The 23,660-nt window shown below is 70.3% G+C and carries 19 protein-coding genes and 2 pseudogenes; 10 read left to right on the top strand and 11 right to left on the bottom strand.

Annotated elements, in window-relative coordinates; all coding sequences use genetic code 11:
* The first annotated feature begins 98 nt into the window (after nucleotides 1–98).
* The 3 genes from AB5J49_RS17200 to AB5J49_RS17210 all read left to right on the top strand — a co-directional run bounded on the left by AB5J49_RS17200 (nucleotide 99) and on the right by AB5J49_RS17210 (nucleotide 3,505).
* A complete protein-coding gene (locus tag AB5J49_RS17200) occupies nucleotides 99–758 on the top strand; it encodes a TetR/AcrR family transcriptional regulator (RefSeq protein WP_369169511.1) in 660 nt (219 codons plus the stop codon).
* A 243-nt stretch (nucleotides 759–1,001) separates the two neighbouring features.
* A complete protein-coding gene (locus AB5J49_RS17205) occupies nucleotides 1,002–1,241 on the top strand; it encodes a heavy-metal-associated domain-containing protein (RefSeq protein WP_274239094.1) in 240 nt (79 codons plus the stop codon).
* An 8-nt stretch (nucleotides 1,242–1,249) separates the two neighbouring features.
* Nucleotides 1,250–3,505, top strand: a complete 2,256-nt coding sequence (locus AB5J49_RS17210) for a heavy metal translocating P-type ATPase (protein ID WP_369169512.1) — start codon at nucleotides 1,250–1,252, stop codon at nucleotides 3,503–3,505.
* A gap of 809 nt (nucleotides 3,506–4,314) precedes the next feature.
* On the opposite strand, the gene AB5J49_RS17215 is transcribed toward AB5J49_RS17210, so the two are convergent.
* The 4 genes from AB5J49_RS17215 to AB5J49_RS17230 form a co-directional block, all read right to left on the bottom strand.
* Nucleotides 4,315–5,604 (bottom strand): citrate synthase, encoded by a 1,290-nt coding sequence (locus tag AB5J49_RS17215; RefSeq protein ID WP_126392356.1) that lies wholly within the window; start codon nucleotides 5,602–5,604, stop codon nucleotides 4,315–4,317.
* 264 nt (nucleotides 5,605–5,868) lie between these two features.
* Complete coding sequence (locus tag AB5J49_RS17220) at nucleotides 5,869–8,124, bottom strand: ATP-dependent RecD-like DNA helicase (RefSeq protein ID WP_369169513.1); 2,256 nt, start codon at nucleotides 8,122–8,124, stop codon at nucleotides 5,869–5,871.
* A gap of 197 nt (nucleotides 8,125–8,321) precedes the next feature.
* Nucleotides 8,322–9,056 carry a family 16 glycosylhydrolase gene (locus AB5J49_RS17225; protein ID WP_369169514.1) on the bottom strand — a complete coding sequence of 245 codons (735 nt, stop codon included), beginning with the start codon at nucleotides 9,054–9,056 and terminating at the stop codon, nucleotides 8,322–8,324.
* Between the two features lie 544 nt (nucleotides 9,057–9,600).
* Entirely contained in the window at nucleotides 9,601–9,966 is a 366-nt protein-coding gene (locus tag AB5J49_RS17230; RefSeq protein WP_369169515.1) for a hypothetical protein, read from the bottom strand.
* A 227-nt stretch (nucleotides 9,967–10,193) separates the two neighbouring features.
* Between AB5J49_RS17230 and AB5J49_RS17235 the strand changes: the two genes are divergently transcribed.
* The 6 genes from AB5J49_RS17235 (at nucleotide 10,194) to AB5J49_RS17260 (ending at nucleotide 16,813) form a co-directional block, all read left to right on the top strand.
* A complete protein-coding gene (locus AB5J49_RS17235) occupies nucleotides 10,194–11,231 on the top strand; it encodes a LacI family DNA-binding transcriptional regulator (RefSeq protein WP_369169516.1) in 1,038 nt (345 codons plus the stop codon).
* A complete protein-coding gene (locus AB5J49_RS17240) occupies nucleotides 11,228–12,769 on the top strand; it encodes a sugar ABC transporter ATP-binding protein (protein ID WP_369169517.1) in 1,542 nt (513 codons plus the stop codon). Before AB5J49_RS17235 ends, AB5J49_RS17240 begins: the two co-directional genes overlap by 4 nt.
* Complete coding sequence (locus tag AB5J49_RS17245) at nucleotides 12,759–14,711, top strand: substrate-binding domain-containing protein (RefSeq protein WP_369169518.1); 1,953 nt, start codon at nucleotides 12,759–12,761, stop codon at nucleotides 14,709–14,711. Before AB5J49_RS17240 ends, AB5J49_RS17245 begins: the two co-directional genes overlap by 11 nt.
* 77 nt (nucleotides 14,712–14,788) lie before the next feature.
* Nucleotides 14,789–15,778, top strand: a complete 990-nt coding sequence (gene rbsK, locus AB5J49_RS17250) for a ribokinase (RefSeq protein WP_369169519.1) — start codon at nucleotides 14,789–14,791, stop codon at nucleotides 15,776–15,778.
* Nucleotides 15,775–16,164 (top strand): D-ribose pyranase, encoded by a 390-nt coding sequence (rbsD, locus tag AB5J49_RS17255; protein ID WP_369169520.1) that lies wholly within the window; start codon nucleotides 15,775–15,777, stop codon nucleotides 16,162–16,164. The genes rbsK and rbsD overlap by 4 nt, the downstream gene beginning before the upstream one ends.
* Nucleotides 16,165–16,426: 262 nt before the next feature.
* The gene (locus AB5J49_RS17260; protein WP_369169521.1) at nucleotides 16,427–16,813 is read left to right on the top strand and encodes a DUF937 domain-containing protein; all 387 of its coding nucleotides are present in this window, start codon (nucleotides 16,427–16,429) and stop codon (nucleotides 16,811–16,813) included.
* On the opposite strand, the gene AB5J49_RS17265 is transcribed toward AB5J49_RS17260, so the two are convergent.
* The 4 genes from AB5J49_RS17265 to AB5J49_RS17280 all read right to left on the bottom strand — a co-directional run bounded on the left by AB5J49_RS17265 (nucleotide 16,814) and on the right by AB5J49_RS17280 (nucleotide 20,277).
* A complete protein-coding gene (locus AB5J49_RS17265; RefSeq protein WP_369169522.1) occupies nucleotides 16,814–17,044 on the bottom strand; it encodes a hypothetical protein in 231 nt (76 codons plus the stop codon).
* A gap of 94 nt (nucleotides 17,045–17,138) precedes the next feature.
* Nucleotides 17,139–17,936: a sugar phosphate isomerase/epimerase family protein gene (locus AB5J49_RS17270; RefSeq protein WP_369175167.1), complete on the bottom strand. Its 798-nt coding sequence runs from the start codon at nucleotides 17,934–17,936 to the stop codon at nucleotides 17,139–17,141.
* 32 nt (nucleotides 17,937–17,968) lie between these two features.
* Nucleotides 17,969–19,123: a dihydrodipicolinate synthase family protein gene (locus AB5J49_RS17275; RefSeq protein WP_369169523.1), complete on the bottom strand. Its 1,155-nt coding sequence runs from the start codon at nucleotides 19,121–19,123 to the stop codon at nucleotides 17,969–17,971.
* Complete coding sequence (locus AB5J49_RS17280) at nucleotides 19,120–20,277, bottom strand: Gfo/Idh/MocA family protein (protein WP_369169524.1); 1,158 nt, start codon at nucleotides 20,275–20,277, stop codon at nucleotides 19,120–19,122. Before AB5J49_RS17280 ends, AB5J49_RS17275 begins: the two co-directional genes overlap by 4 nt.
* Nucleotides 20,278–20,632: 355 nt before the next feature.
* Here AB5J49_RS17280 and AB5J49_RS17285 point away from each other — a divergent pair, with 355 nt between their 5' ends.
* Entirely contained in the window at nucleotides 20,633–21,679 is a 1,047-nt protein-coding gene (locus AB5J49_RS17285) for a LacI family DNA-binding transcriptional regulator (RefSeq protein ID WP_369169525.1), read from the top strand.
* Nucleotides 21,680–21,716: 37 nt separating this feature from the next.
* Here the strand turns inward: AB5J49_RS17285 and AB5J49_RS17290 are convergent, their stop codons facing one another.
* The 3 genes and pseudogenes from AB5J49_RS17290 to AB5J49_RS17300 form a co-directional block, all read right to left on the bottom strand.
* Nucleotides 21,717–22,583, bottom strand: a complete 867-nt coding sequence (locus AB5J49_RS17290) for a maleylpyruvate isomerase family mycothiol-dependent enzyme (RefSeq protein ID WP_369169526.1) — start codon at nucleotides 22,581–22,583, stop codon at nucleotides 21,717–21,719.
* A 248-nt stretch (nucleotides 22,584–22,831) separates the two neighbouring features.
* A pseudogene (locus AB5J49_RS17295) lies at nucleotides 22,832–23,147 on the bottom strand (Scr1 family TA system antitoxin-like transcriptional regulator); the annotation flags it as partial.
* 141 nt (nucleotides 23,148–23,288) lie between these two features.
* Nucleotides 23,289–23,611, bottom strand: a pseudogene (locus tag AB5J49_RS17300) (DUF664 domain-containing protein); the annotation flags it as partial.
* Nucleotides 23,612–23,660 lie beyond the last annotated feature (49 nt).

The following is a 23,660-nucleotide window of genomic DNA, read 5'->3' on the forward strand; positions in this document are numbered from 1 at the left end:
GCCATAGACTGACAAACACGAGAGATCGCTCGCGTTTCTCCAGAATGCGAGCGACCGCTCGCGTTTGTCAATCGCGTTCGGAGAACTGGGGATAACGCGTGCCCGCCAACCAGGAGAAGGACCAGCCGCGCCGGCGTCAGGCCCGCGGCGAGCGTCGTATCGCCCAGCTGCTCGAGGCGGCGGCCACCGTCTTCACCACCACCGGCTACACGGCCGCCAGCACCAACGCCATCGCCCGCGAGGCGGGCGTCTCGCCGGGCACGCTGTACCAGTTCTTCCCGAACAAGGAGGCGATCGCCATCGAGCTCGGCGATCGGCTCATCCACGAGATGCGCGAGACATACGGCGAGGCACTCGCCCCGGTCGACCCCACGACACCCCTGGAGGAGGCCGTCGGCTCGGCCGTCGACCGGTTCATCGCCTTCAACTGCGAGCACCCGGTGTTCTTCGCACTGATGCACGGCCCCGACATCCCCGGCCGCATCGCCGAGGAGCATGACGCCCTGCACGCGACCCTGCTGTCCCGGATCGACAGCCTGCTCGCCTCACTCCTGCCCGACACCACCCCGGCCGACCTCACCCGCACCGCCCACATGTGCCTGGGCCTGTACAAGGCGGGTCTGGAGCTGGTTCTCGCCCACGAGGGGGCCGAGCGCGAGGCCTACGTCCAGGAGCTGAAGAACGCCCTGTTCCGTTACCTGGACCCGCTGGTGGGCACCCGACTCGGGCGCCGCGACACGATGCGAACCACACCATGACGCACACCTGATACAAGGTGCGCACAAATCAGCTCCCGGGTCCGGGAAGCCCCGCGGTGATCCACCCTCCACCGCCCGCCGCAGCCCCACATCCCCGGACGGCGAAGCCGCGGCGCACTGACGTTCACCCGACTCCGGCAGGCGCCCACCCCTCTTGGAGAAATACCCCGTAGGGGTATACCGTGACGGTAGAGGGACCCCGCGGGTCCCGACAGCCCCACATGCCTCGACGAGGAGAACGACATGACCGCCCAGACCGACACCCCGGGTTCCGTCACCGCCGTCTACAAGGTGAGCGGCATGAGCTGCGGGCACTGCGAGGGCGCCGTCTCCGGCGAGATCTCCGAGCTCCCCGGTGTCAGCTCGGTGAAGGCCGTCGCGGCGACCGGCGAGGTCACCGTCGTCTCCGCGGCCCCGCTGGACGAGGAAGCCGTACGCGCCGCCGTCGACGAGGCCGGCTTCGAACTGGTCGCCAAGGTCTGAGCCTGGCCATGACCCGCACCACCGACGAACCACCGATAGCCGAGACGGCCGACACGACCAGCGCGCCCGGCACCTCCGAAGTGGAGCTGCTCGTAGGCGGGATGACCTGCGCCTCCTGCGCGGCCCGCGTCGAGAAGAAGCTCAACCGCATGGACGGCGTGAGCGCCACGGTGAACTACGCGACGGAGAAGGCGAAGGTCAGCTACCCCGCGGGCGTCCAGGTCGCCGACCTGATCGCCACCGTGGTGAAGACGGGCTACACCGCCGCGGAGCCCGCCCCTGCGCAACCCGCGCCGCAGGCGGCCGAGGAAGACCCCGAGCTGACCGGCTGCCGCCGGCGCCTCACCGTCTCCGCGCTGCTCGCCGTGCCCGTCATCGTGCTGTCGATGATCCCGGCCCTGCAGTTCGACAACTGGCAGTGGCTCGCGCTCGCCCTGGCCTCACCGGTCGTCGTCTGGGGCGGCCTGCCCTTCCACCGGGCCGCGTTCACCAACGCCCGGCACGGCGCGGCGACCATGGACACGCTGATCTCGATGGGCACGCTGGCCGCGTTCGGCTGGTCCCTGTGGGCGCTGTTCCTCGGCGACGCGGGCATGAGCGGCATGCGTGACGACTTCGAGTTCACGGTCGCGCGCGTGGACGGCTCCTCGCAGATCTACCTCGAAGTGGCTTCCGGGGTCGTCACCTTCATCCTCCTCGGCCGCTATCTGGAGGCTCGCGCCAAGCGCCGCGCGGGCGCCGCGCTGCGGGCGCTGATGGAACTGGGCGCGAAGGACGTGTCCGTGCTGCGGGACGGCCGCGAGACGCGCGTCCCCGTGGACCGGCTGGCCGTCGGCGACCGGTTCGTCGTACGGCCCGGCGAGAAGATCGCCACCGACGGCACCGTCGCCGAAGGCACCTCCGCGGTGGACGCGGCCATGCTGACCGGCGAGTCGGTGCCGGTGGACGTGACGGTCGGGGACGCGGTCACCGGTGCGACGGTCAACGCGGGCGGACGGCTCGTCGTCGAGGCGACCCGGATCGGCGCCGACACCCGGCTCGCGCGGATGGCGAAGCTGGTGGAGGACGCGCAGAACGGCAAGGCCGAGGTGCAGCGGCTCGCCGACCGGATCTCCGCGGTCTTCGTGCCGACGGTCATCGTCCTCGCGGTCGCCACCTTCGGAACATGGCTCGGCGTCACCGGCGACACGGTCGCCGCGTTCACCGCCGCCGTCGCGGTCCTGATCATCGCCTGCCCGTGCGCACTGGGCCTGGCGACTCCCACGGCCCTCATGGTCGGCACCGGACGCGGGGCGCAGCTCGGCATCCTCATCAAGGGCCCCGAGGTACTGGAGTCCACGCGCCGGGTCGACACCGTCGTCCTGGACAAGACCGGCACGGTCACCACCGGTCGCATGACCCTTCAGAAGGTGTACGCGGCCGAGGGCGAGGACGAGGAACAGGTGCTGCGCCTCGCGGGCGCCGTCGAGCACGCCTCCGAGCATCCCGTCGCCCGGGCGGTGGCCCTGGGCGCGGAGGAGCGGGTCGGGCGGCTGCCGGAGGTCACGGGCTTCGAGAACGTACCCGGGCGGGGCGTGCACGGGCGCGTGGAGGGCCGTGACGTGGCCGTGGGGCGCCTTTTCGACGCGCTGCCCAGCGGGCTCGCCCGCGCCAAGGAAGAGGCCGAGAGGGACGGTCGTACGGCCGTCGTGGTCGGGTGGGACGGAGTGGCACGCGGTGTCGTCGCCGTCGCGGACGCGGTGAAGGAGTCCAGCGCCGAGGCGGTGCGCGAGCTGCGCGCGCTGGGGCTCGCTCCGGTGCTGCTGACCGGGGACAACCGGGCGGTCGCCGAAGCGGTGGCGGACGCGGTCGGTATCGATCAGGTGATCGCGGAGGTCCTGCCCGAGGAGAAGGTCGAAGCCCTACGGCGACTGCAGCGCGAGGGGCGGTGCGTCGCCATGGTCGGTGACGGCGTCAACGACGCGGCCGCGCTCGCCACCGCCGATCTGGGTCTCGCCATGGGCACCGGGACTGACGCGGCGATCGAGGCGGGCGATCTGACGCTGGTGCGCGGGGATCTGCGGGTGGCGGCGGACGCCATCCGGCTGTCCCGGAAGACGCTCGCCACGATCAAGGGCAACCTCGTGTGGGCCTTCGGGTACAACGTCGCGGCGTTGCCGCTGGCCGCGGCGGGGTTGTTGAACCCGATGATCGCCGGTGCCGCGATGGCCTTCTCGTCGGTGTTCGTGGTGACGAACAGCCTGCGGCTGCGGACGTTCCGGTGAATTCGTAGTAAGAACCCCACTGGGACCCTCTGGAGTCCGACGCCCAGCTCACATAAGCTCTTCACAAGGCTCACGCATCATCCTTACGCTTGGGTCCCGATCGCCATATCGGGGCTCTTGCGCATCTAACGGACATATGCAAGAGACGCAGATCACAGTGGCGTGAACGTAACCATCGAAGGGGTTCGAAGGTCTAAGTTGACGATGTCAGGCAGCGTCTTGGGGGGCGCTTACTGGCATCTGAGGATGTCTTGGGGGACTTCCTCAGAGTTGCGTTGCCGGGGCACGCACTTCGGGAAGCTTTGAGCGGCCCTCCCGAGTGTGCGCTGTCCCGGCAGACCGCACACACATGAGTACGGCGAGTTTTGCTCGTTCTGCTCAACGGCAGTACCGAAAGACAGCGATTTCAGGCGCTGCGCTCTCAGACGCCCGGCCGGATCCCGTGGGGGGAATCCGCACCGGGACATGGGAAGGCGCCCTGGACGTCGGCCCGTGGGGGGACCGCCGCCAGGGCGCCTTCTGTTATCCGCTGTCCGCGCATATCCGCGGGCCGCACATACACAAGAGCCCCACACCCGGCCGAAGCCGTGCGCAGGGCTCTGTACCCGAGACCCGAGTGACAGGACACCGGCACCCCGGGGCTCCTCACCGGGCAGATGTCAGCGCTCCTCGCCACAGCGAAGTCGCGCCCGACCCGTATGCCTGAGGCCATACCGACCCGGCCGAGAAGCAGGGCGGGGGTTCCCGAAAACGCGGGGACGACCCCACCCACGGGACACCGGCAACCCGGCGCCCCTCACCGGCAGGTGTCAGCGCTCCTCGACCGGAACGAAGTCGCGCTCGACGACGCCCGTGTAGATCTGGCGCGGGCGGCCGATGCGGGAACCCGGCTCCTTGATCATCTCGTGCCACTGGGCGATCCACCCCGGGAGGCGACCGAGGGCGAACAGGACCGTGAACATCTCGGTCGGGAAGCCCATGGCCCGGTAGATCAGGCCGGTGTAGAAGTCGACGTTCGGGTAGAGGCTGCGCGAGACGAAGTAGTCGTCGGAGAGCGCGTGCTCCTCCAGCTTCAGGGCGATGTCCAGCAGCTCGTCGGACTTGCCGAGGGCCGACAGGACGTCGTGCGCGGCGGCCTTGATGATCTTGGCGCGCGGGTCGAAGTTCTTGTAGACCCGGTGGCCGAAGCCCATCAGGCGGACGCCGTCCTCCTTGTTCTTCACCTTGCGGATGAAGGAGTCGACGTCGCCGCCGGAGGCCTGGATGCCCTCGAGCATCTCCAGGACGGACTGGTTGGCGCCGCCGTGCAGCGGGCCCCAGAGGGCGGAGATGCCGGCCGAGATCGACGCGAACATGTTCGCCTGGGACGAACCGACCAGGCGGACCGTGGACGTCGAACAGTTCTGCTCGTGGTCCGCGTGCAGGATCAGCAGCTTGTCGAGGGCGGAGACGACGACCGGGTCGAGCTCGTACTCCTGCGCCGGCACCGAGAAGGTCATGCGCAGGAAGTTCTCGACGTAGCCGAGGTCGTTGCGCGGGTAGACGAACGGGTGGCCGATCGACTTCTTGTACGCGTACGCGGCGATCGTCGGGAGCTTGGCGAGCAGGCGGATCGTCGAGAGGTTGCGCTGCGTCTCGTCGAACGGGTTGTGGCTGTCCTGGTAGAACGTGGACAGCGCGGAGACGACCGACGACAGCATGGCCATCGGGTGGGCGTCGCGCGGGAAGCCCTTGTAGAAGTTCTTGACGTCCTCGTGCAGCAGGGTGTGCTGCGTGATCTCGTTCTTGAAGGTCGAGAGCTCGTCGACGGTCGGCAGCTCACCGTTGATCAGCAGGTAGGCCACCTCCAGGAAGGTGGAGCGCTCGGCCAGCTGCTCGATCGGGTAGCCGCGGTAGCGGAGGATGCCCGCCTCGCCGTCGAGGTAGGTGACGGCGGATTTATAGGCGGCGGTGTTGCCGTAGCCGCTGTCCAGCGTCACCAGACCGGTCTGGGCGCGGAGCTTGCCGATGTCGAAGCCCTTGTCGCCGACGGTGCTGTCAATCACCGGGTAGGTGTACTCGCCGTCGCCGTACCGCAGTACTACAGAGTTGTCGCTCACGTCTTCCCTCACCGACGTTGTGCCTCATCTTCGAGGTTGCCCTGACTGTCTCTACCCTCCCCCATTCGGCTCAGGAGAGTGCACTCGGGGTCGACCATTGGGCCTATTGGCGGCACTGAGTGCCGCCAACTTGTCATCCTGCCCCCTGTTTTCCCCATCCGGAAGTGCTCTGTGACCTTCACGACTCATTTGATCGATCATTTTTTTCGATGCCTCACGAATCGCCAGGTCAGGAGGGGGCCCTCCGGCGGGCCGGAGACAGGGTCAGGAGCCCGCGAGCCGGAAGTCGAGCGCCGTGCGGCGCCGCCCCGCCGACACCGTGCGCACCGCCTGGCCGATCGCCTTGCGTGAACCCACGAGGACGACCAGGCGCTTGGCGCGGGTCACCGCCGTGTACAGCAGGTTCCGCTGGAGCATCATCCACGCTCCGGTGGTGACCGGGATCACCACAGCGGGATATTCACTTCCCTGTGAACGGTGGATCGTCACCGCGTACGCATGCGCCAGTTCGTCCAGCTCATCGAATTCGTACGGAACCTCCTCGTCCTCGTCCGTCAGCACCGTGAGCCGCTGGTCGACCGGGTCGAGCGAGGTGACCACGCCCACGGTGCCGTTGAAGACACCGTTCTTCCCCTTCTCGTAATTGTTGCGAATCTGGGTGACCTTGTCGCCGACACGGAAGACCCGCCCGCCGAACCGCTTCTCCGCCAGATCGGGGCGCCCCGGCGTGATGGCCTGCTGGAGCAGGCCGTTGAGATGGCCCGCGCCGGCCGGCCCCCGGTGCATGGGGGCCAGCACCTGGACGTCCCGGCGCGGGTCGAGGCCGAACTTGGCCGGAATGCGGCGGGCCGCCACGTCCACCGTGAGCCGCCCGGCCTCCTCCGTGTCGTCCTCGACGAAGAGGAAGAAGTCCTTCATGCCGTCGGTCACCGGATGCTGCCCGGAGTTGATGCGGTGTGCGTTGGTCACGACGCCGGACTGCTGGGCCTGGCGGAAGACACGGGTCAGGCGGACGGCGGGGATCGGGCCGCCGTCCGCCAGGAGGTCCCGGAGCACCTCCCCCGCACCGACGCTGGGCAGCTGGTCCACGTCCCCGACGAAGAGCAGATGCGCGCCCGGCGGTACGGCTTTGACCAGCTTGTTGGCGAGCAGCAGGTCCAGCATGGACGCCTCGTCGACCACCACCAGGTCGGCCTGGAGCGGGCGGTCCCTGTCGTACGCCGCGTCGCCGCCCGGCTTGAGCTCCAGGAGGCGGTGGACGGTGGAGGCCTCGGCGCCGGTGAGCTCGGCGAGGCGCTTGGCGGCGCGTCCCGTGGGGGCGGCCAGCACCACCCTGGCCTTCTTCGCGCGGGCCAGCTCCACGATCGAGCGGACCGTGAAGGACTTTCCGCAGCCGGGGCCACCGGTGAGCACGGCGACCTTCTCGGTGAGCGCGAGGCGCACCGCCTGCTCCTGCTCGGGGGCGAGCTCGACGCCCGTACGGCCCTTGAGCCAGCCCAGCGCCTTGTCCCAGATCACGTCACGGAAGCCCGGCATCCGGTCCTCGCCGGTGCGCAGCAGGCGCAACAGCTGGGCGGAGAGGGAGAGTTCGGCCCGGTGGAAGGGGACGAGGTAGACGGCGGTCACGGGCTCCGAGTCGCCGTCGGGACCGGGCACCTTCTCCCGTACGACACCGGGGTCGCCGCCGTCCTCCGGGACCTGGGCCAGCTCCCCGAGGCACTCGATGACGAGCCCGGTGTCGACCTGGAGCAGCTTCACCGCGTCCGCGATCAACCGCTCCTCGGGGAGGTAGCAGTTGCCCTGGTCGGTGGCCTGCGACAGCGCGTACTGCAGGCCCGCCTTCACGCGCTCCGGGCTGTCGTGCGGGATGCCGACGGACTGGGCGATCTTGTCGGCGGTGAGGAAGCCGATGCCCCAGACGTCGGCCGCCAGCCGGTACGGCTGGTTCTTCACCACGGAGATCGAGGCGTCGCCGTACTTCTTGTAGATGCGCACCGCGATCGACGTCGAGACCTCGACCGTCTGGAGGAAGAGCATGACCTCCTTGATCGCCTTCTGCTCGTCCCAGGCGTCGGCGATCTTCTTGGTCCGCTTGGGGCCGAGGCCGGGGACCTCGATGAGGCGCTTGGGCTCCTCCTCGATGATCTTCAGGGTGTCCAGGCCGAAGTGCTGGGTGATGCGGTCGGCGAAGACCGGGCCGATGCCCTTGACCAGGCCGGAACCGAGGTAGCGGCGGATGCCCTGGACGGTGGCCGGGAGGACGGTGGTGTAGTTCTCCACGGTGAACTGCTTGCCGTACTGGGGATGGGAGCCCCAACGGCCCTCCATCCGCAGCGACTCGCCGACCTGGGCGCCGAGCAGCGCGCCGACGACCGTGAGGAGGTCGCCGCCGCCGCGTCCGGTGTCGACCCGGGCGACCGTGTAGCCGTTCTCCTCGTTGGCGTACGTGATGCGCTCCAGGACGGCTTCGAGTACGGCCAGTCGCCGCTCGCCCGTGGAGTTCCCCGCCTGGTTGGACATGATCCGACGCTACCGCCCGGGTCCGACAACGCGGGCAGCCTGTGGACACAGGAGGGACCGCCGGCCGTCGCCGGCGGCCGCCGCGCCCTCCGCCTGATCCTCGCCATGCACGGCCTCATCGGCCTCATCGGCCTCGTGGCCCCTCCGGGGCCGGTCGCCCCCTGACCTGCCGGTCAGGGGGCTTTGCCGGGTTCACCTCACGGGTGGTACGGCGTGTGGGTGATGGAGGAGATCTTGAGGTAGCGGGCGCCGTCACCGGTGGCCCAGGTGGAGGAGTCCGGGTTGCCGGGCCAGTCACCGCCGACCGCGATGTTGGCGATGAAGCGCATGCCCGTCCCGGCCGGGGTCCTGTACCAGGTGGTGCCCGTGACGGCGCCGTCCACGGCGAAGTCGATGTGGTCGGGGAACCAGCTGAAGGAGTACCTGTGGTACGCGTTCGTCCAGCCGGAGGAGTTCGTCTTCGAGAACTGCTGCTGGACGTTATTGACGTCGTGAGACGTTTGGTGGACGACGCCCGGGTTCTGTCCCACGATTTCAGCGGCGTCGAACTCCGGTAGCCACGGATTCAGGTACGCCGCCCATACCGCCGGCAGCAGTCCCCGCCCGTTGGGCATGTTCGCGGTGAAGCTGTATGTGCCGTACCCGTACAGCGCCGTCGACTCCACGCGGCCCGAGTAGTAGACCCCGCCCCCTGCGTTGTACGCCTTGATCACCAGAGTGTTGCCCTCGTACCAGACGCAGTCCGGCCTGTACGTCTGCAGCTCGTTGTTGGCAGTCCACCTTGCGTTGATCTTGTTCCAGGAGTTGACGGTCACGGGGGCGCCCCAGGAAGCGGCCCGTGCGGTCTGCGCACCCAGCATCAGTGTGGGCGGCACGGCCAGTGCGGCACCGAGTATGCCTCTGCGGCTCGGCCTGCGAGGTGGGGGGATCATCGCGGCTCCATTGCTTGGATGAACGAAGGGCGGTGGGAGCGGTCCCACGCCCTACTTGTCGCTGGACTGTAGAAGTTCGTTCGCTCATCGACAAGATGTTCCGCACAGATCGGCACATGCCTTTGGAAGTTGAACGAACCAGGTGGGCAACCAAGCCGCCCCGCTGGGGGATCGAGGGGGTGCCGAAGCACGACCGTGGCCCGGCAGGTGGCGGGCGCATGCGCTCGCGCTTCGGGCTTCGGGCTTCGGACTTCGAGGGGCCAAGAACAGCCCCTCGTCAGGGGTACGCGGGGAAGGCGCACCGCCTCGATTTCAGGGCGTCAGCGGGTTACCGCAGGCCAGGCAGCGGGCGTTCCGGGCCCGCGGGAGTGCCCTGTGCGGGGATGGCGGCCGGCCGGCCGGTGAGCTGCAGGGCGTGTCCGGCCGAAGTGCCGGGTGACACGGCCGGCGAAGACCGGGCCCGCGGGAACCCCAACGGCCCTCCCTCCGCAGGGACTCGCCGGCCTCGGCGCCGAGCGGCGCGCGACGGCAGACCTGACGTGACTCACCCCATCTGCGACGTCACGTGGTCGATCACCTTCTGGAAGTCCTCGGTCGGCGAGAACTCCACGAACTCCGAGTCCTCCAGGGCCACGGGGACGTGACCGGGCCCCCAGTAGTACGCCTGCCCCGCCTCGTAGTACTCCTCGCCCTCGGCGGTCAGCACCCGCAGTCGGCCCTTCAACAGGTATCCCCAGTGCGGGCACTGGCAGGCGTCGCCGTCGAGGCCCTTGAGGGCGGGGCCCATGTCCGTGCCCTCGGGCAGACGGATGTAGCCGACGGACATGCCGCCGCCCATGGGCCTGGTGCGCACCTCCACGCCCTCGCCCGCGAGGGCGACGGGTACGTCGTCGCGAGTCGCTGCCGTCATGACTCCTCCGCTCCGGCCCGCGCGGGCCTCGAGGAAACGCCCGGTGCCCTTCCAGCCTGGACCGGCCCGGTGTACGCCGCGACATCACGATCCGGTTTCGGGATGTGGTTGAGGGCTTGATTAACCCCCGTGTAATCGATTCCAATCCTCCGTACACGTCGATGTAATCGATTCCACGAGGATCGACCGTCGACTCCACGAACGATCCACGAGGAGGTGGAGCGGCGATGGCGAGCATCAAGGATGTCGCTGCCGAGGCGGGCGTCTCCGTCGCCACGGTCTCACGCGTCCTGAACGACCATCCGTCGGTCAGCGCCGAGGCACGCGCGCGCGTGCTGGCCGCCGTCGAGACCCTGGGCTACCGCCCGAACGCCGTCGCCCGCTCCCTGCGCACCGACCAGACCCACACCCTCGGCCTGGTCATCAGCGACGTGCTGAACCCCTACTTCACCGAACTGGCCCGCTCCGTCGAGGAGGAGGCCCGCGCGCTCGGCTACAGCGTCATCATCGGCAACGCCGACGAGCGGCCCGACCTCCAGGACCACCACGTACGCAACCTGCTGGACCGCCGTATCGACGGCCTGCTGGTCTCCCCCACCGACGGCGGCTCGCCGCTGATGCTGGACGCCGCGCGCGCGGGGACGCCGATGGTCTTCGTGGACCGGTGGATCCCGGGCATGGACGTGCCGGTGGTGCGCTCGGACGGGCGGGCCGCCGTACGGGACCTCGTGGCGCATCTGCACGGGCTCGGGCACCGGCGGCTCGCGATCATCGCGGGACCGGCGGCGACCACGACCGGGCGGGAGCGTGTGGAGGCCTTCCGGGAGGCGCTCGGCGCGTACGGGCTCGAACTCCCCGACGCCTACATAGGGCAGGGCGACTTCCAGGCCGAGAGCGGGCGGCAGGTCACCGAGGGCTTCCTCGACCTGCCCGAGCCGCCCGAGGTCGTGTTCGCGGCCGACAACCTGATGGCGCTCGGCGCCCTGGACGCCGTACGCGCGCGTGGGCTGCGCGTGCCGGACGACATCGCGCTCGCGGCGTTCGACGACATCCGGTGGTTCGTGCACACCGATCCGCCGATCACCGCGATCGCCCAGCCGACGGGTGAGCTGGGCCGGGCCGCCGTACGGGCCCTGCTCGCCCGCATCGAGGGCCGGCCCGGCCAGTCCGTCACCCTCCCCGCCCGTCTCGTCGTACGCCGCTCGTGCGGCGAACCACCGGCTTCATCGGAGCCGTCCCCCGCAACGAACAGGAGCCAGTCGTGAGCAACGCGGACGAGTTGCTGCGCATCGAGGGCCTACGGAAGGCCTTCCCGGGCGTGGTCGCGCTGGACGGCGTCGACTTCGATCTGCGCCGGGGCGAGGTGCATGTGCTGCTCGGCGAGAACGGCGCCGGCAAGAGCACCCTCATCAAGATGCTCTCCGGCGCCTACACGCCCGACGCCGGGCGGATCCTGGTCGGCGGCGAGGAGAGGCGCATCCATGGTGCGCAGGACTCCGAGCGCCTCGGGATCGCCACCATCTACCAGGAGTTCAACCTCGTTCCCGATCTGACGGTCGCCGAGAACATCTTCCTGGGACGCCAGCCGCGCCGGTTCGGGATGATCGACCGGAAGAGGATGGAGGCCGACGCCGAGGTCCTCCTCGCGCGCGTGGGCGTGCAGGTGTCGCCCCGCGCGCGTGTCCGCGAACTCGGCATCGCACGCCTGCAGATGGTCGAGATCGCGAAGGCGCTCAGCCTGGACGCGCGCGTGCTGATCATGGACGAGCCGACGGCCGTGCTCACCTCGGAAGAGGTGGACAAGCTCTTCGCGATCGTGCGCAAGCTGCGCGAGGACGGCGTCGGGATCGTCTTCATCACGCATCACCTGGAGGAGATCGCCGCCCTGGGAGACCGGGTGACGGTCATCCGGGACGGCAGGAGCGTCGGGCAGGTCCCGGCCGCCACGCCCAAGGACGAGCTCGTACGGCTCATGGTGGGGCGCTCCATCGAGCAGCAGTACCCGCGTGAACGGGCCGACCGCGGTGCCGCGTTGCTGTCGGTCGAGGGGCTGACCCGGGACGGCGTCTTCCACGACGTCTGCTTCGAGGTGCACGCCGGTGAGGTGGTCGGCATCGCGGGGCTGGTCGGCGCCGGCCGTACCGAGGTCGTGCGGGCCGTGTTCGGGGCGGATCCGTACGACAAGGGGTCCGTGAAGGTCGGCGGTTCCTCCCTCCCCAAGTACGACGTCAACGCGGCGATGACCGCGGGCATCGGGCTGATCCCCGAGGACCGCAAGGGCCAGGGCCTGGTGCTGGACGCGTCCGTCGAGGAGAACCTCGGCCTGGTGACGCTGCGTTCGGCCACGCGCGCGGGGCTCGTCGACCTCAAGGGCCAGCGGGAGGCGGACGCGCGGATCGCGGGGCAGCTCGGCGTGCGGATGGCGGGCCTCGGGCAGCACGTGCGCACGCTCTCCGGCGGCAACCAGCAGAAGGTCGTCATCGGCAAGTGGCTGCTCGCCGACACCAAGGTGCTGATCCTCGACGAGCCGACGCGTGGCATCGACGTCGGCGCCAAGGTCGAGATCTACCAGCTCATCAATGAACTGACGGCAGCCGGCGCCGCCGTCCTGATGATCTCCAGCGATCTGCCGGAGGTCCTCGGCATGAGCGACCGGGTCCTGGTGATGGCCCAGGGCCGGATCGCGGGCGAACTCACCGCCGACGAGGCCACCCAGGACTCCGTGATGGCGCTCGCCGTCAGCAACCCCACCCCCGACCTCACCATCGACAAGACCGGAACGGAGGCCACCCGTGGCCACTGACACGCTCAAGAGCTCAGCGGGCGCGAGTGGCGCCCCGGGCGGCCTGCGCCGCCTCCTCCTCGACAACGGCGCGCTGACCGCGCTGATCGCCCTCGTCATCGCGATGTCGGCGCTGTCCGGCGACTTCATGACGACGGACAACCTCCTCAACGTCGGCGTCCAGGCGGCCGTGACCGCCATCCTCGCCTTCGGCGTCACCTTCGTGATCGTCTCCGCGGGCATCGACCTGTCGGTCGGCTCGGTGGCGGCCCTGTCGGCCACCGTCCTCGCTTGGAGCGCCACTTCGCAGGGCATGCCGGTCGTCCTCGCGGTCGTCCTCGCGATCACGACCGGCATAGTGTGCGGCCTGGTCAACGGCATCCTGATCTCGTACGGGAAGCTGCCGCCGTTCATCGCGACGCTGGCCATGCTGTCCGTGGCCCGCGGTCTGTCCCTGGTGATCTCGCAGGGCTCCCCCATCGCCCTGCCCGACTCGGTCTCGCACCTCGGCGACACCCTCGGCGGCTGGCTGCCGGTTCCGGTGCTCGTGATGGTCGGCATGGGTCTGATCACGGCGTTCGTGCTCGGGCGGACGTACATCGGCCGCTCGATGTACGCGATCGGCGGCAACGAGGAGGCGGCCCGCCTCTCCGGTCTGCGGGTCAAGAAGCAGAAGCTCGCGATCTACGCCTTCTCCGGGCTGTTCGCCGCCGCCGCGGGCATCGTGCTCGCCGCCCGCCTCTCCTCCGCGCAGCCGCAGGCCGCGCAGGGCTACGAGCTCGACGCCATCGCGGCGGTCGTCATCGGCGGCGCCTCGCTCGCGGGCGGCACCGGCAAGGCGTCCGGGACCCTGATCGGCGCGCTGATCCTGGCGGTGCTGCGCAACGGCCTCAACCTCCTTTCGGTGTCCGCCTTCTGGCAGCAGGTCGTCATCGGTGTCGTCATCGCGCTGGCGGTGCTCCTGGACACGGTGCGGCGCAAGGCGGGGGCGACCCCGGTGGCCGCCGGCACCTCCCAGGGCGGCAAGGGCAAGCAGGCGGCGACGTACGTACTCGCGGCCGTGGTCGCGGCGGCCGTCGTCGGCGCGATGTCCTTCCTGCACACCGGTTCGTCGGAGGCGAAGAGCCAGAAGATCGGGCTGTCGCTGTCGACCCTCAACAACCCGTTCTTCGTGCAGATCCGGGCGGGTGCGCAGGCGGAGGCAAAGAAGCTGGGCGTGGACCTGACCGTCACCGACGCGCAGAACGACGCCTCGCAGCAGGCCAACCAGCTGCAGAACTTCACCAGTGAGGGCCTCGGCACGATCATCGTGAACCCGGTGGACTCCGACGCCGTGACCCCGGCGGCGAAGGCCGTCAACAAGTCGGACATCCCGCTCGTCGCCGTCGACCGTTCGGTCAACAACGCCACCACCGCCGCGCTCGTCGCCTCCGACAACGTCACCGGCGGCAAGCTCGCCGCCAAGGCGCTCGCCGAGAAGCTGGGCGGCAAGGGCAAGATCGTGATCCTGCAGGGCCAGGCGGGCACCTCCGCCAGCCGTGAGCGCGGCTCGGGCTTCGCCGAGGGCCTGAAGGCCTACCCCGGCATCGAGGTCGTCGCCAAGCAGCCCGCCGACTGGGACCGCACCAAGGGCCTGGACGTCATGACCAACCTGCTCCAGGCCAACCCCGACATCGGCGGCGTCTTCGCGGAGAACGACGAGATGGCCCTCGGCGCGATCAAGGCGCTGGGCTCCAAGGCCGGCAAGTCCGTCCAGGTCATCGGCTTCGACGGAACCGCGGACGGTCTCAAGGCCGTCGAAGCTGGCACGCTGTACGCGTCGGTGGCGCAGCAGCCGACGGAGCTCGGCAGGATCGCCGTGCAGAACGCGGTGAAGGCCGCCGAGGGCGACAAGGTCGAGAAGTCGGTGATGGTGCCGGTGAAGGTGGTCACGAAGGAGAACGTGGCCGGCTTCACGGGCTGAGAACGACGGGCGGGCGGGTCCTTGCAAGGTCCCGCCCGCCTCGAGTCGCTACGGGGATCTATCAGGGGAGCAACCTCATGTACGACTACGACCTCCTGGTCGTAGGGTCGGCCAACGCCGACCTGGTGATCGGCGTCGAGCGTCGGCCGGGGGCCGGCGAGACCGTGCTCGGCTCCGATCTGGCCGTCCACCCGGGCGGCAAGGGCGCGAACCAGGCGGTCGCCGCTGCCCGGCTCGGTGCCCGTACGACCCTGCTGGCCCGGGTCGGCGACGACGCGCACGGCCGGCTGCTGCTCGACTCGCAGCGGGCGGCCGGCGTCGACACGGTGGGTGTCCTGGTCGGCGGCGCGCCGACCGGCGTCGCACTGATCACGGTGGACCCGTCCGGGGACAACAGCATCGTGGTCTCGCCGGGCGCCAACGGACGGCTCACGCCGCAGGACGTACAGGCCGCCGCGAGCCTCTTCCAGGCGTCCCGAGTGGTCTCGGCCCAGCTGGAGATCCCGCTGGAGACGGTCGTCGAGGTCGTGCGCAGCCTGGCGGACGGCAGCCGCTTCGTCCTCAACCCCTCCCCGCCCCGCCCGCTGCCCGCCGAGGTGCTGGCGGCCTGCGACCCGCTGATCGTGAACGAGCACGAGGCGAAGGTGATCCTCGGCGACTCTACGGCCGGCGACACCCCCGAGGACTGGGCGCGGATCCTGCTCGCCAAGGGCCCCCGCTCGGTGGTGGTGACCCTGGGCGCGGAGGGTGCGCTGGTGGCCTCCGCGCAGGGTGTGACACGAGTCCCGTCCGTGAAGGTGGACGCGGTGGACACGACGGGCGCGGGCGACGCGTTCACGGCCGCGCTGGCCTTCAAGCTCGGGACGGGCTCGTCCCTGGCCGACGCGGCGGCGTACGCGGCCCGGGTCGGGGCGGCGGCCGTGACCAGGGAGGGCGCGCAGGAGTCGTTCCCGACGGCGGCGGAGGTCGAGGCCCGGTGCTGTGCTGATCCGGGGGACGACCCCCGGACCCCCGGCAGGGGGTCGGACAGCGCACCCGGCGTGTCCTCGCAAGGTGGGGCCCAGTGAAGAAGGCCGGAATCCTGAACCGTCACCTCTCCGGCGCCCTCGCCGAGCTGGGCCACGGCCACGGCGTGCTGGTGTGCGACGCCGGCATGCCGATACCCGACGGCCCCCGGGTCGTCGACCTGGCCTTCCGGGCCGGGGTGCCGTCCTTCGCCGAGGTGCTGGACGGTCTGCTGGCCGAGCTGGCGGTCGAGGGCGCGACGGCGGGGCAGGAGATACGCGAGGCCAATCCGGCGACGGCCGCGCTGCTGGAGGGCGAGTTTCCCGAGCTGGAGCTGGTCACGCACGAGCGGCTCAAGGAGCTGTCGGCCGGGGCGCGGCTGGTCGTACGGACCGGGGAGGCACGGCCGTACGCGAATGTGCTGCTGCGCTGCGGGGTCTTCTTCTGAGCTGCCGGACGCAGGGAGACCGCACGAAGACCGTCGCAGTGCCGTAGGAACGTTTCGAGGGGCCCGGTCCGCGGACCGGGCCCCTCGGGTTCCCTCCCCATCAGAACCCCCGCGATCCCCCCGGATCCCCCTCCAGAAGTCCTGATGCCAAGTACGACCCGCAAGGTGGGGGGAGGGTTGTACGGTCTCCGCGGATTTTTTTCCGGCGCGTCCTGGCACCCTCGGAATGCCCAGGAATCCGAACAGACGTAGCGTTTCAGATATGTCAGAAGTAGACGCAAACCCCCTCACGTCCTTCCAGGACGACGTGCTCGACGAGCTCGGCGACGACCGGATCGGGGACATCGCGAGGTTGCTGGGCACGAACGAGGCAGGTGCCCGGCAGATGGTCGGTACGACGGTGGCGGCGCTGTCCGGCGAGGCGGAGACCGTCGCGACGCCGCACGAGGCCCCGCTCACGGGCGTGGCCACACTGGGCGGCTTCGCGACGGGCGGTCTCATGGCCGGCGTCCTGGCCGAAGAGGCGAGGCCTGTCGCGAAGGCGGTCGCCGCGCGGACGGGGCTGCGGCACACCGCCGTGTCCGAGCTCGTCGAGATGGTGGTGCCGGCGGTCATGGCCGCCCTCACGAAGCGTGCGGCCAAGCCGTAGTCACCCCTCGGCGGGACCGTCTTTGATGTAGCCGAGGAGGAGGTCCAGCTTGCCCTCTTCCGTCTCCGGGTCGACGGGGTAGTAGGTGACGGAGCTGCTGCCGGGGAGGCGGGGCAGGTCCGCCGCGCTGTGCTCGGGGAAGACGATCCGCAGGATGTGGCGGTGCCACGTCTGAGGATGGTCGTACGCGTAGTCCCAGATGTAACTTCCCCCCACACGTGATGCGTCCAAGGCGTGGGCGGTACGGCAGCCGCCAGGGCCCGCGCGCCGGCCCCGGACACGGGCGACGCCACGCCCGTGTCCGGATGCCTTCAGAAACCGCCGCTCAGCCCGCGTGCTCCACGAACCGTGCCACGGTCTCGGCGAGCACTTCCCGCCCGTCCCGCGCCCACAGCCCGTCGTTGAACAGCTCCACCTCGATGGCCCCGCTGTACCCGGCCGCCTCGACGTACCCCTTCCACTCCCGCATGTCGATCGCCCCGTCCCCGATCTGGCCGCGCCCGGTGAGCACGCCCTGGGGCAACGGCGTCGTCCAGTCGGCGAGCTGGAAGGTGTGGATACGGCCGGAGGCCCCGGCCCGTGCGATCTGCTGCGGCGCCGTGTCGTCCCACCAGATGTGGTACGTGTCCACGGTGACGCCGACCTGGTGGGCCGGGAAGCGTTCCGCGAGGTCCAGGGCCTGGGCCAGGGTCGACACCACGCAGCGGTCGGAGGCGTACATCGGGTGCAGCGGCTCGATGGCCAGCTTCACGCCGCGCTCCTCGGCGTACGGGCCCAGCTCGCCGAGCGCGTCGGCGATCCGCTCCCGCGCCCCGTGCAGGTCCTTGGAGCCGGCCGGCAGACCGCCGGACACCAGCACCAGCACGTCCGTGCCCAGCGTCGCCGCCTCGTCGACCGCCCGGCGGTTGTCGTCCAGCGCCGTCGCCCGCTCCTGCGGGTCGATCGCCGTGAAGAAGCCACCGCGGCACAGGGTGGTGACCGTCAGGCCGGCGTCACGGACCAGCTTGGCCGTCGCCTCCAGGCCGTACGTCTGGACGGGTTCGCGCCACAGGCCGACGTTCGCCACGCCCAACTCGCCGCACGTCTCGACCAGTTCGGGCATGCTCAGCTGCTTCACCGTCATCTGGTTGATGGAGAAGCGTTCAAGTCCGGTGCTCACTGGGCCACTCCGTACAGGGCGAGCAGGTTCTTCATCCGCTCCTCGGCCAGCTTCGGGTCCGGGAACAGGCCCAGCTGGTCGGCGAGTTCGTAGGCGCGGGCGAAGTGCGGGAGGGAGCGGGCCGACTGCAGGCCGCCGACCATGGTGAAGTGCGACTGGTGGCCGGCCAGCCAGGCGAGGAAGACCACACCCGTCTTGTAGAAGCGGGTCGGCGCCTGGAAGAGGTGGCGGGACAACTCGACCGTGGGGTCGAGCAGTTCGCGGAAGCCGCCGACATTCCCCGTGTCCAGGACCCGGACCGCCTCGGCCGCCAGCGGGCCCAGCGGGTCGAAGATGCCGAGCAGGGCGTGGCTGAAGCCCTTCTCGTCGCCCGCGATCAGCTCGGGGTAGTTGAAGTCGTCGCCGGTGTAGCAGCGCACGCCCTGCGGCAGGCGGCGGCGGATGTCGATCTCCCGCTGGGCCTCCAGCAGCGACACCTTGATGCCGTCCACCTTGTCGGGGTGCGCGGCGATGACCTCCAGGAAGGTGTCGGTGGCCGCGTCGAGGTCGCTCGACCCCCAGTAGCCCTCCAGCGCCGGGTCGAACATCGGGCCCAGCCAGTGCAGGACCACCGGCTCGGCGGACTGGCGCAGCAGGTGGCCGTAGACCTCCAGGTAGTCCTCGGGGCCCTTCGCGGCCGCCGCGAGCGCCCGGGAGGCCATCAGGATGGCCCGCGCACCGGACTCCTCGACGAGCGCGAGCTGCTCCTCGTAGGCCGCCCGGACCTCGTCCAGGGACGCCGGGCCGGTGAGCTGGTCGGTGCCGACACCGCAGGCGATCAGCCCGCCGACCGACTTGGCCTCGCGGGCGCTGCGGGCGATCAGCTCGGCCGCGCCCGCCCAGTCCAGGCCCATCCCGCGCTGGGCGGTGTCCATGGCCTCGGCGACGCCGAGCCCGTGGGACCACAGGTGCCGGCGGAAGGCGAGGGTGGCGTCCCAGTCGACGGCGGCGGCCGAGTCGGGCGACACATCGGCGTACGGGTCGGCGACGACGTGCGCCGCCGAGAAGACCGTACGGGAGGTGAGGGGCGTGCCCGGTGCGAGGGCGAGCGGCTCGCTGCGGGGCTCGTACGCCCTCAAGCCGCCCTTGAAGTCAGGCAGTCGGATGGTCACAGCGAGATCTCCGGAACGTCGAGACGGCGGCCCTCGGCCGAGGACTTCAGGCCCAGCTCGGCGAGCTGGACGCCGCGGGCACCGGCGAGGAGGTCCCAGTGGTAGGGGGCGTCGGCGTAGACGTGCTTGAGGAACAGCTCCCACTGGGCCTTGAAGCCGTTGTCGAAGTCGGCGTTGTCCGGGACTTCCTGCCACTGGTCGCGGAAGGAGTAGGTGGCCGGGATGTCCGGGTTCCAGACGGGCTTGGGGGTGAGGGAGCGGTGCTGGACGCGGCAGTTGCGCAGGCCCGCGACCGCCGAACCCTCCGTACCGTCTACCTGGAACTCGACGAGCTCGTCGCGGTTGACGCGCACGGCCCAGGAGGAGTTGATCTGGGCGATGGCGCCGCCGTCGAGCTCGAAGATGCCGTACGCGGCGTCGTCGGCCGTGGCGTCGTAGGGCTTGTCGTTCTCGTCCCAGCGCTGCGGGATGTGGGTGGTGGCGATGGCCTGGACGGACTTCACACGGCCGAACAGCTCGTGCAGCACGTACTCCCAGTGCGGGAACATGTCGACAACGATGCCGCCGCCGTCCTCGGCCCGGTAGTTCCACGACGGCCGCTGCGCGTCCTGCCAGTCGCCCTCGAACACCCAGTAGCCGAACTCGCCGCGGATGGAGAGGATCCGGCCGAAGAAGCCCCCGTCGATGAGCCGCTTCAGCTTCAGCAGGCCCGGGAGGAAGAGCTTGTCCTGGACGACGCCGTGCTTGATGCCGGCGTCGGCGGCCAGCCGCGCGAGCTCCAGGGCGCCTTCCAGCCCGGTGGCCGTCGGCTTCTCGGTGTAGATGTGCTTGCCCGCGGCGATCGCCTTCCTGAGCGCCTCCTCGCGGGCGGAGGTGACCTGGGCGTCGAAGTAGATGTCGACGGTCGGGTCGGCGAGGACCGCGTCGACGTCGGTCGAGACGTTCTCCAGGCCCAGGCCGTGTCGCTCGGCGAGCGCCTTCAGGGCGTGCTCGCGGCGGCCGACCAGGATCGGCTCCGGCCACAGCACGGTGCCGTCGCCGAGGTCGAGGCCGCCGTGCTCACGGATGGCCAGGATGGAGCGGACCAGGTGCTGGCGGTAGCCCATGCGCCCCGTCACACCGTTCATGGCGATACGCACCGTCTTGCGTGTCACGTCGTTCCCTTCGTAGGCGTCTGCGCGGTGTTCGTGCGCGCTTCGTACGCGGTTGTGCGCGCCGCGTACGCCCCTACCCTGTTGAGCGTCACAGCAAGCGCTTTCTATCTGATGAGAAGCTAGCCTCTGAGCAGCGGTGTAGACAAGACCGTGACGGGGTTGAGTTGTTCGAGGGGACGAACAACAGGGGTTGTTGGCCGTAAGGTCTGCTCGACATACACGGAACCGTGGCCACTGGCGGCCTGTCTACGAGGACGCAGGCCCTGTCCTGTGCGTACGTGGCGAGCACGCGGTGAGCCAAGTGGTGATCACGTACGAGGTGGTACGACGAGATGCGCGACCGGAGGACGACGAGATGACGGTGACCCTGGCGGACGTGGCGGCCCGCGCCCAGGTCTCCCCCGCGACGGTGTCGCGCGTGCTGAACGGGAACTACCCCGTGGCGGCCTCCACCCGTGAGCGGGTGCTGCGGGCGGTGGACGAGCTGGACTACGTACTGAACGGTCCCGCGAGCGCGCTGGCCGCGGCCACGTCCGACCTGGTCGGCATCCTGGTCAACGACATCGCCGACCCCTTCTTCGGGATCATGGCGAGCGCGATCCAGCTGGAGATCGGGGGCCCGGGCGGCCGGGCGGGCGGCGAGCGGCTGGCCGTGGTCTGCAACACGGGGGGCTCTCCGGAGCGCGAGCTGACGTATCTGACCCTGCTCCAGCGGCAGCGTGCGGCGGCGGTCGTGCTGACCGGCGGTGCCGTGGAGGACGCCCCGCACGCGGCGGCGGTCGCGGCGAAGCTGCGGAAGCTGGGGGACGCCGGGACCCGGGTGGTGCTGTGCGGTCGGCCGCCGGCGCCGGACACGGGCGCGATCGCGCTGACCTTCGACAACCGCGGGGGCGGGCGTGAGCTGACCGAGCACCTGATCGGGCAGGGGCATCGACGCCTCGGCTACATCGCGGGCCCACAGGAGCGCACGACGACCCGGCACCGGCTGGAGGGCCACCGGGCCGCACTCCAGGCGCACGGCATCGAGGAGGACCCCCGCTGGACGGTCTACGGCCGCTACGACCGGCAGTCGGGCTATGAGGCGACGCTGGAGCTGTTGCGCCGGGATCCGTCGCTGACGGCCGTGGTCGCGGCGAACGACTCCGTCGCGCTGGGGGCGTGTGCGGCACTGCGGGATTCGGGGTTGCGGATTCCGGACGACGTGTCGGTGGCGGGGTTCGACGACCTTCCGTTCAGCATCGATGCGGTGCCTTCGCTCACGACGGTGCGGTTGCCGTTGTCGGACGCGGGTGCGCGGGCCGGGCGGATCGCGATGGGGCGGGAGGAGCCGCCGCCCGGGGGGATCGCGACGATTCGGGGGGAGCTGATGGTTCGGGGGTCTTCTGGGGGGCCTCGGGAGTAAGGGCTCCGGTCGGGCACGATCTTGTACGGCTGCCCTGTCAGCGGATGATCGACACGATCCGGCAGGCGGCTTGCGCGAGTCCGCGGTCGCCCTCGGTGCGGGCACAGGTGAGCGCGTCGGCCGGTTCGATGCCGCGGACGCACAGGCGCCAGGCGGTCTCCGCGTCGAGGCGGAGGAGGGCGGCGGGGCTGCCGGTGGGCGGTTCGGCCAGGGACCAGTTGCCTTCGGCGGTGGTGGCCGTGGCTGTCCAGATGCCGCCGGCGGGGCCGGTCACGTGGATCTGTACCTGGGTGCCGACGGGCGCGGTGGTCTCGCGCAGGGTGTGCGGCAGGGCGCGCAGGAAGGTGTCCAGGACCAGGGCGAGGGGCCTCGGGTCGGGGTCGGTGCCCTGGCCGGTGGCGTGCCGGATCTGCTGGCGGTGGGTCCAGTACTCGGTCAGCTCCCGTGCGCTGTCCAGCCACATCGGCGCCGGATCGACACCGGCCCAGGAGACCCCGAGCGAGGGCGCCGCCGGGTCGGTGCCCTCGAAGAGGCGGGCGACCTGACCGCCGACCAGCTCCAGGGTGTCGCTGAGCGCTGCGGGGCTCACCCTGGCGTGGGCGTCGACCCACTCCTGGTTGCTGCGGTGGATGTACGCCGCCAAGTCCTCGCCGGGCGCGAAGCCGGGGCCCTCCCGGTGCCCGTCGCGGTGCCGGGCGAGGCGCCCGTAGCAGTCGCCCAGCAGGTGCGCGGCGACATCCCGCACACTCCAGCCGGGCACCGCCTCCCGGGCCCAGTCGGCCGGGGCCAGGGCGCGCAGGGTGGCGATCAGGGCGGTGTGCTCGGGTGCGAAGAGGGGGCGGGCGTCTATCGGGGGGCCGAGCCAGGGGTGGCCGGGTGGGGCGGCAGCGGGATGCGGGGCCATGAAGTCCAGGCTGCCGTCACGGTGTTGGGAGCGCCATCGCTTATTCCGTCCGCCGGATTCCGTCCGCCAGATTCCGTCCGCCGGTCTCCGATGTCAGACCCGGCGGGCATCCTGTCGACCATGGCTGGGATCGAAACGCGGCCACTGCGCGAGCGCCATGAACTGCCCGGCAAACCGTAAGCGGCGACGCGGGCCCCTTCAGCTGTCCATACGGCTGTCTCGTACGGCGGTCACGAACGCGGCCCAGTGTGGTTCGGCCGGTACGCGCGGAACAGGGCACGCGCATAGCCGTCGGTCTGGAGCACGCCCGGTACGAGCGAGAGCGCGAACTGCTGGATCACCGTGGCCTGTTGCTCCAGCTCAGCCATGGCTGCGAAGTAGTCGTTGTACTTCGACTCCAAGTCCTCCAGCCAGCGACGAAGAACCCCTCCGTCCCCAGCGCCCGATCGATGCGCCGCGCGTCATCCGCCTTGGGCAACCGCCTACCCGCCTCGTAATGGCTGATCAGCGTGGTGAGCACACCACCTGATCACCCAGCTCCTCCTGGGTCAGCCCGGCCGCCACCCGTCGGAGCGGGCGGAGCGACGCTGAGCGGGCTGAGCGGGGACGGGGCGGGGGGCGGGCGTGAGTTACGGCTGCTGCGGAACATCGACGTCCGTCTCCGATTCCGTCCGCACGAGCCGTGCTCCCCTGCTCTCCGCGACGCGCGTGGGCGCAGACCCGGCGGTAGTCGTCGACGATCTGCTCGCGCGTCTCGTCGGCGGTCGCCCACAGGTCGGCGTTCGGCTCGGGAGCGTCGCCGGTGATCCAGAGTGGGGTGCCGGGCAGGGACGGCCGAAGGTGTCGCCGAAGTAGAACGCCTCCGCGCCGGTCACGTGCTTGACCAGGCCGAGCAGGTTGGTGCCGGTGGGGGTCATCGGGCGGCGAATGTCGTACTCCGAGAGGCCTTCGAGCTTCCAGAGGAGGACGTCGCGAGCGTCCTGGAGGCAGCGGCGGAGGTCGGCCTTGGGGTCGGATCCGGTCGTCATCGGGTCAGTCTGGCCACGGAGGTGACCCTCCGTCACCGTCTTTTCCGGG

Source organism: Streptomyces sp. R28 (assembly GCF_041052385.1).
Classification (GTDB): Bacteria; Actinomycetota; Actinomycetes; order Streptomycetales; family Streptomycetaceae; genus Streptomyces.

Excerpts from the sequence above, each read along its gene's own strand:
- AB5J49_RS17205 (WP_274239094.1), top strand. The coding sequence starts at position 1,002 with ATGACCGCCCAGACCGACACCCCGGGTTCCGTCACCGCCGTCTACAAG.
- AB5J49_RS17210 (WP_369169512.1), top strand. The coding sequence starts at position 1,250 with ATGACCCGCACCACCGACGAACCACCGATAGCCGAGACGGCCGACACG.
- AB5J49_RS17220 (WP_369169513.1), bottom strand. The coding sequence starts at position 8,124 with ATGTCCAACCAGGCGGGGAACTCCACGGGCGAGCGGCGACTGGCCGTA.
- AB5J49_RS17225 (WP_369169514.1), bottom strand. The coding sequence starts at position 9,056 with ATGATCCCCCCACCTCGCAGGCCGAGCCGCAGAGGCATACTCGGTGCC.
- AB5J49_RS17230 (WP_369169515.1), bottom strand. The coding sequence starts at position 9,966 with ATGACGGCAGCGACTCGCGACGACGTACCCGTCGCCCTCGCGGGCGAG.
- AB5J49_RS17235 (WP_369169516.1), top strand. The coding sequence starts at position 10,194 with ATGGCGAGCATCAAGGATGTCGCTGCCGAGGCGGGCGTCTCCGTCGCC.
- rbsK (WP_369169519.1), top strand. The coding sequence starts at position 14,789 with ATGTACGACTACGACCTCCTGGTCGTAGGGTCGGCCAACGCCGACCTG.
- AB5J49_RS17260 (WP_369169521.1), top strand. The coding sequence starts at position 16,427 with ATGTCAGAAGTAGACGCAAACCCCCTCACGTCCTTCCAGGACGACGTG.
- AB5J49_RS17270 (WP_369175167.1), bottom strand. The coding sequence starts at position 17,936 with ATGACGGTGAAGCAGCTGAGCATGCCCGAACTGGTCGAGACGTGCGGC.
- AB5J49_RS17285 (WP_369169525.1), top strand. The coding sequence starts at position 20,633 with ATGACGGTGACCCTGGCGGACGTGGCGGCCCGCGCCCAGGTCTCCCCC.
- AB5J49_RS17290 (WP_369169526.1), bottom strand. The coding sequence starts at position 22,583 with ATGGCCCCGCATCCCGCTGCCGCCCCACCCGGCCACCCCTGGCTCGGC.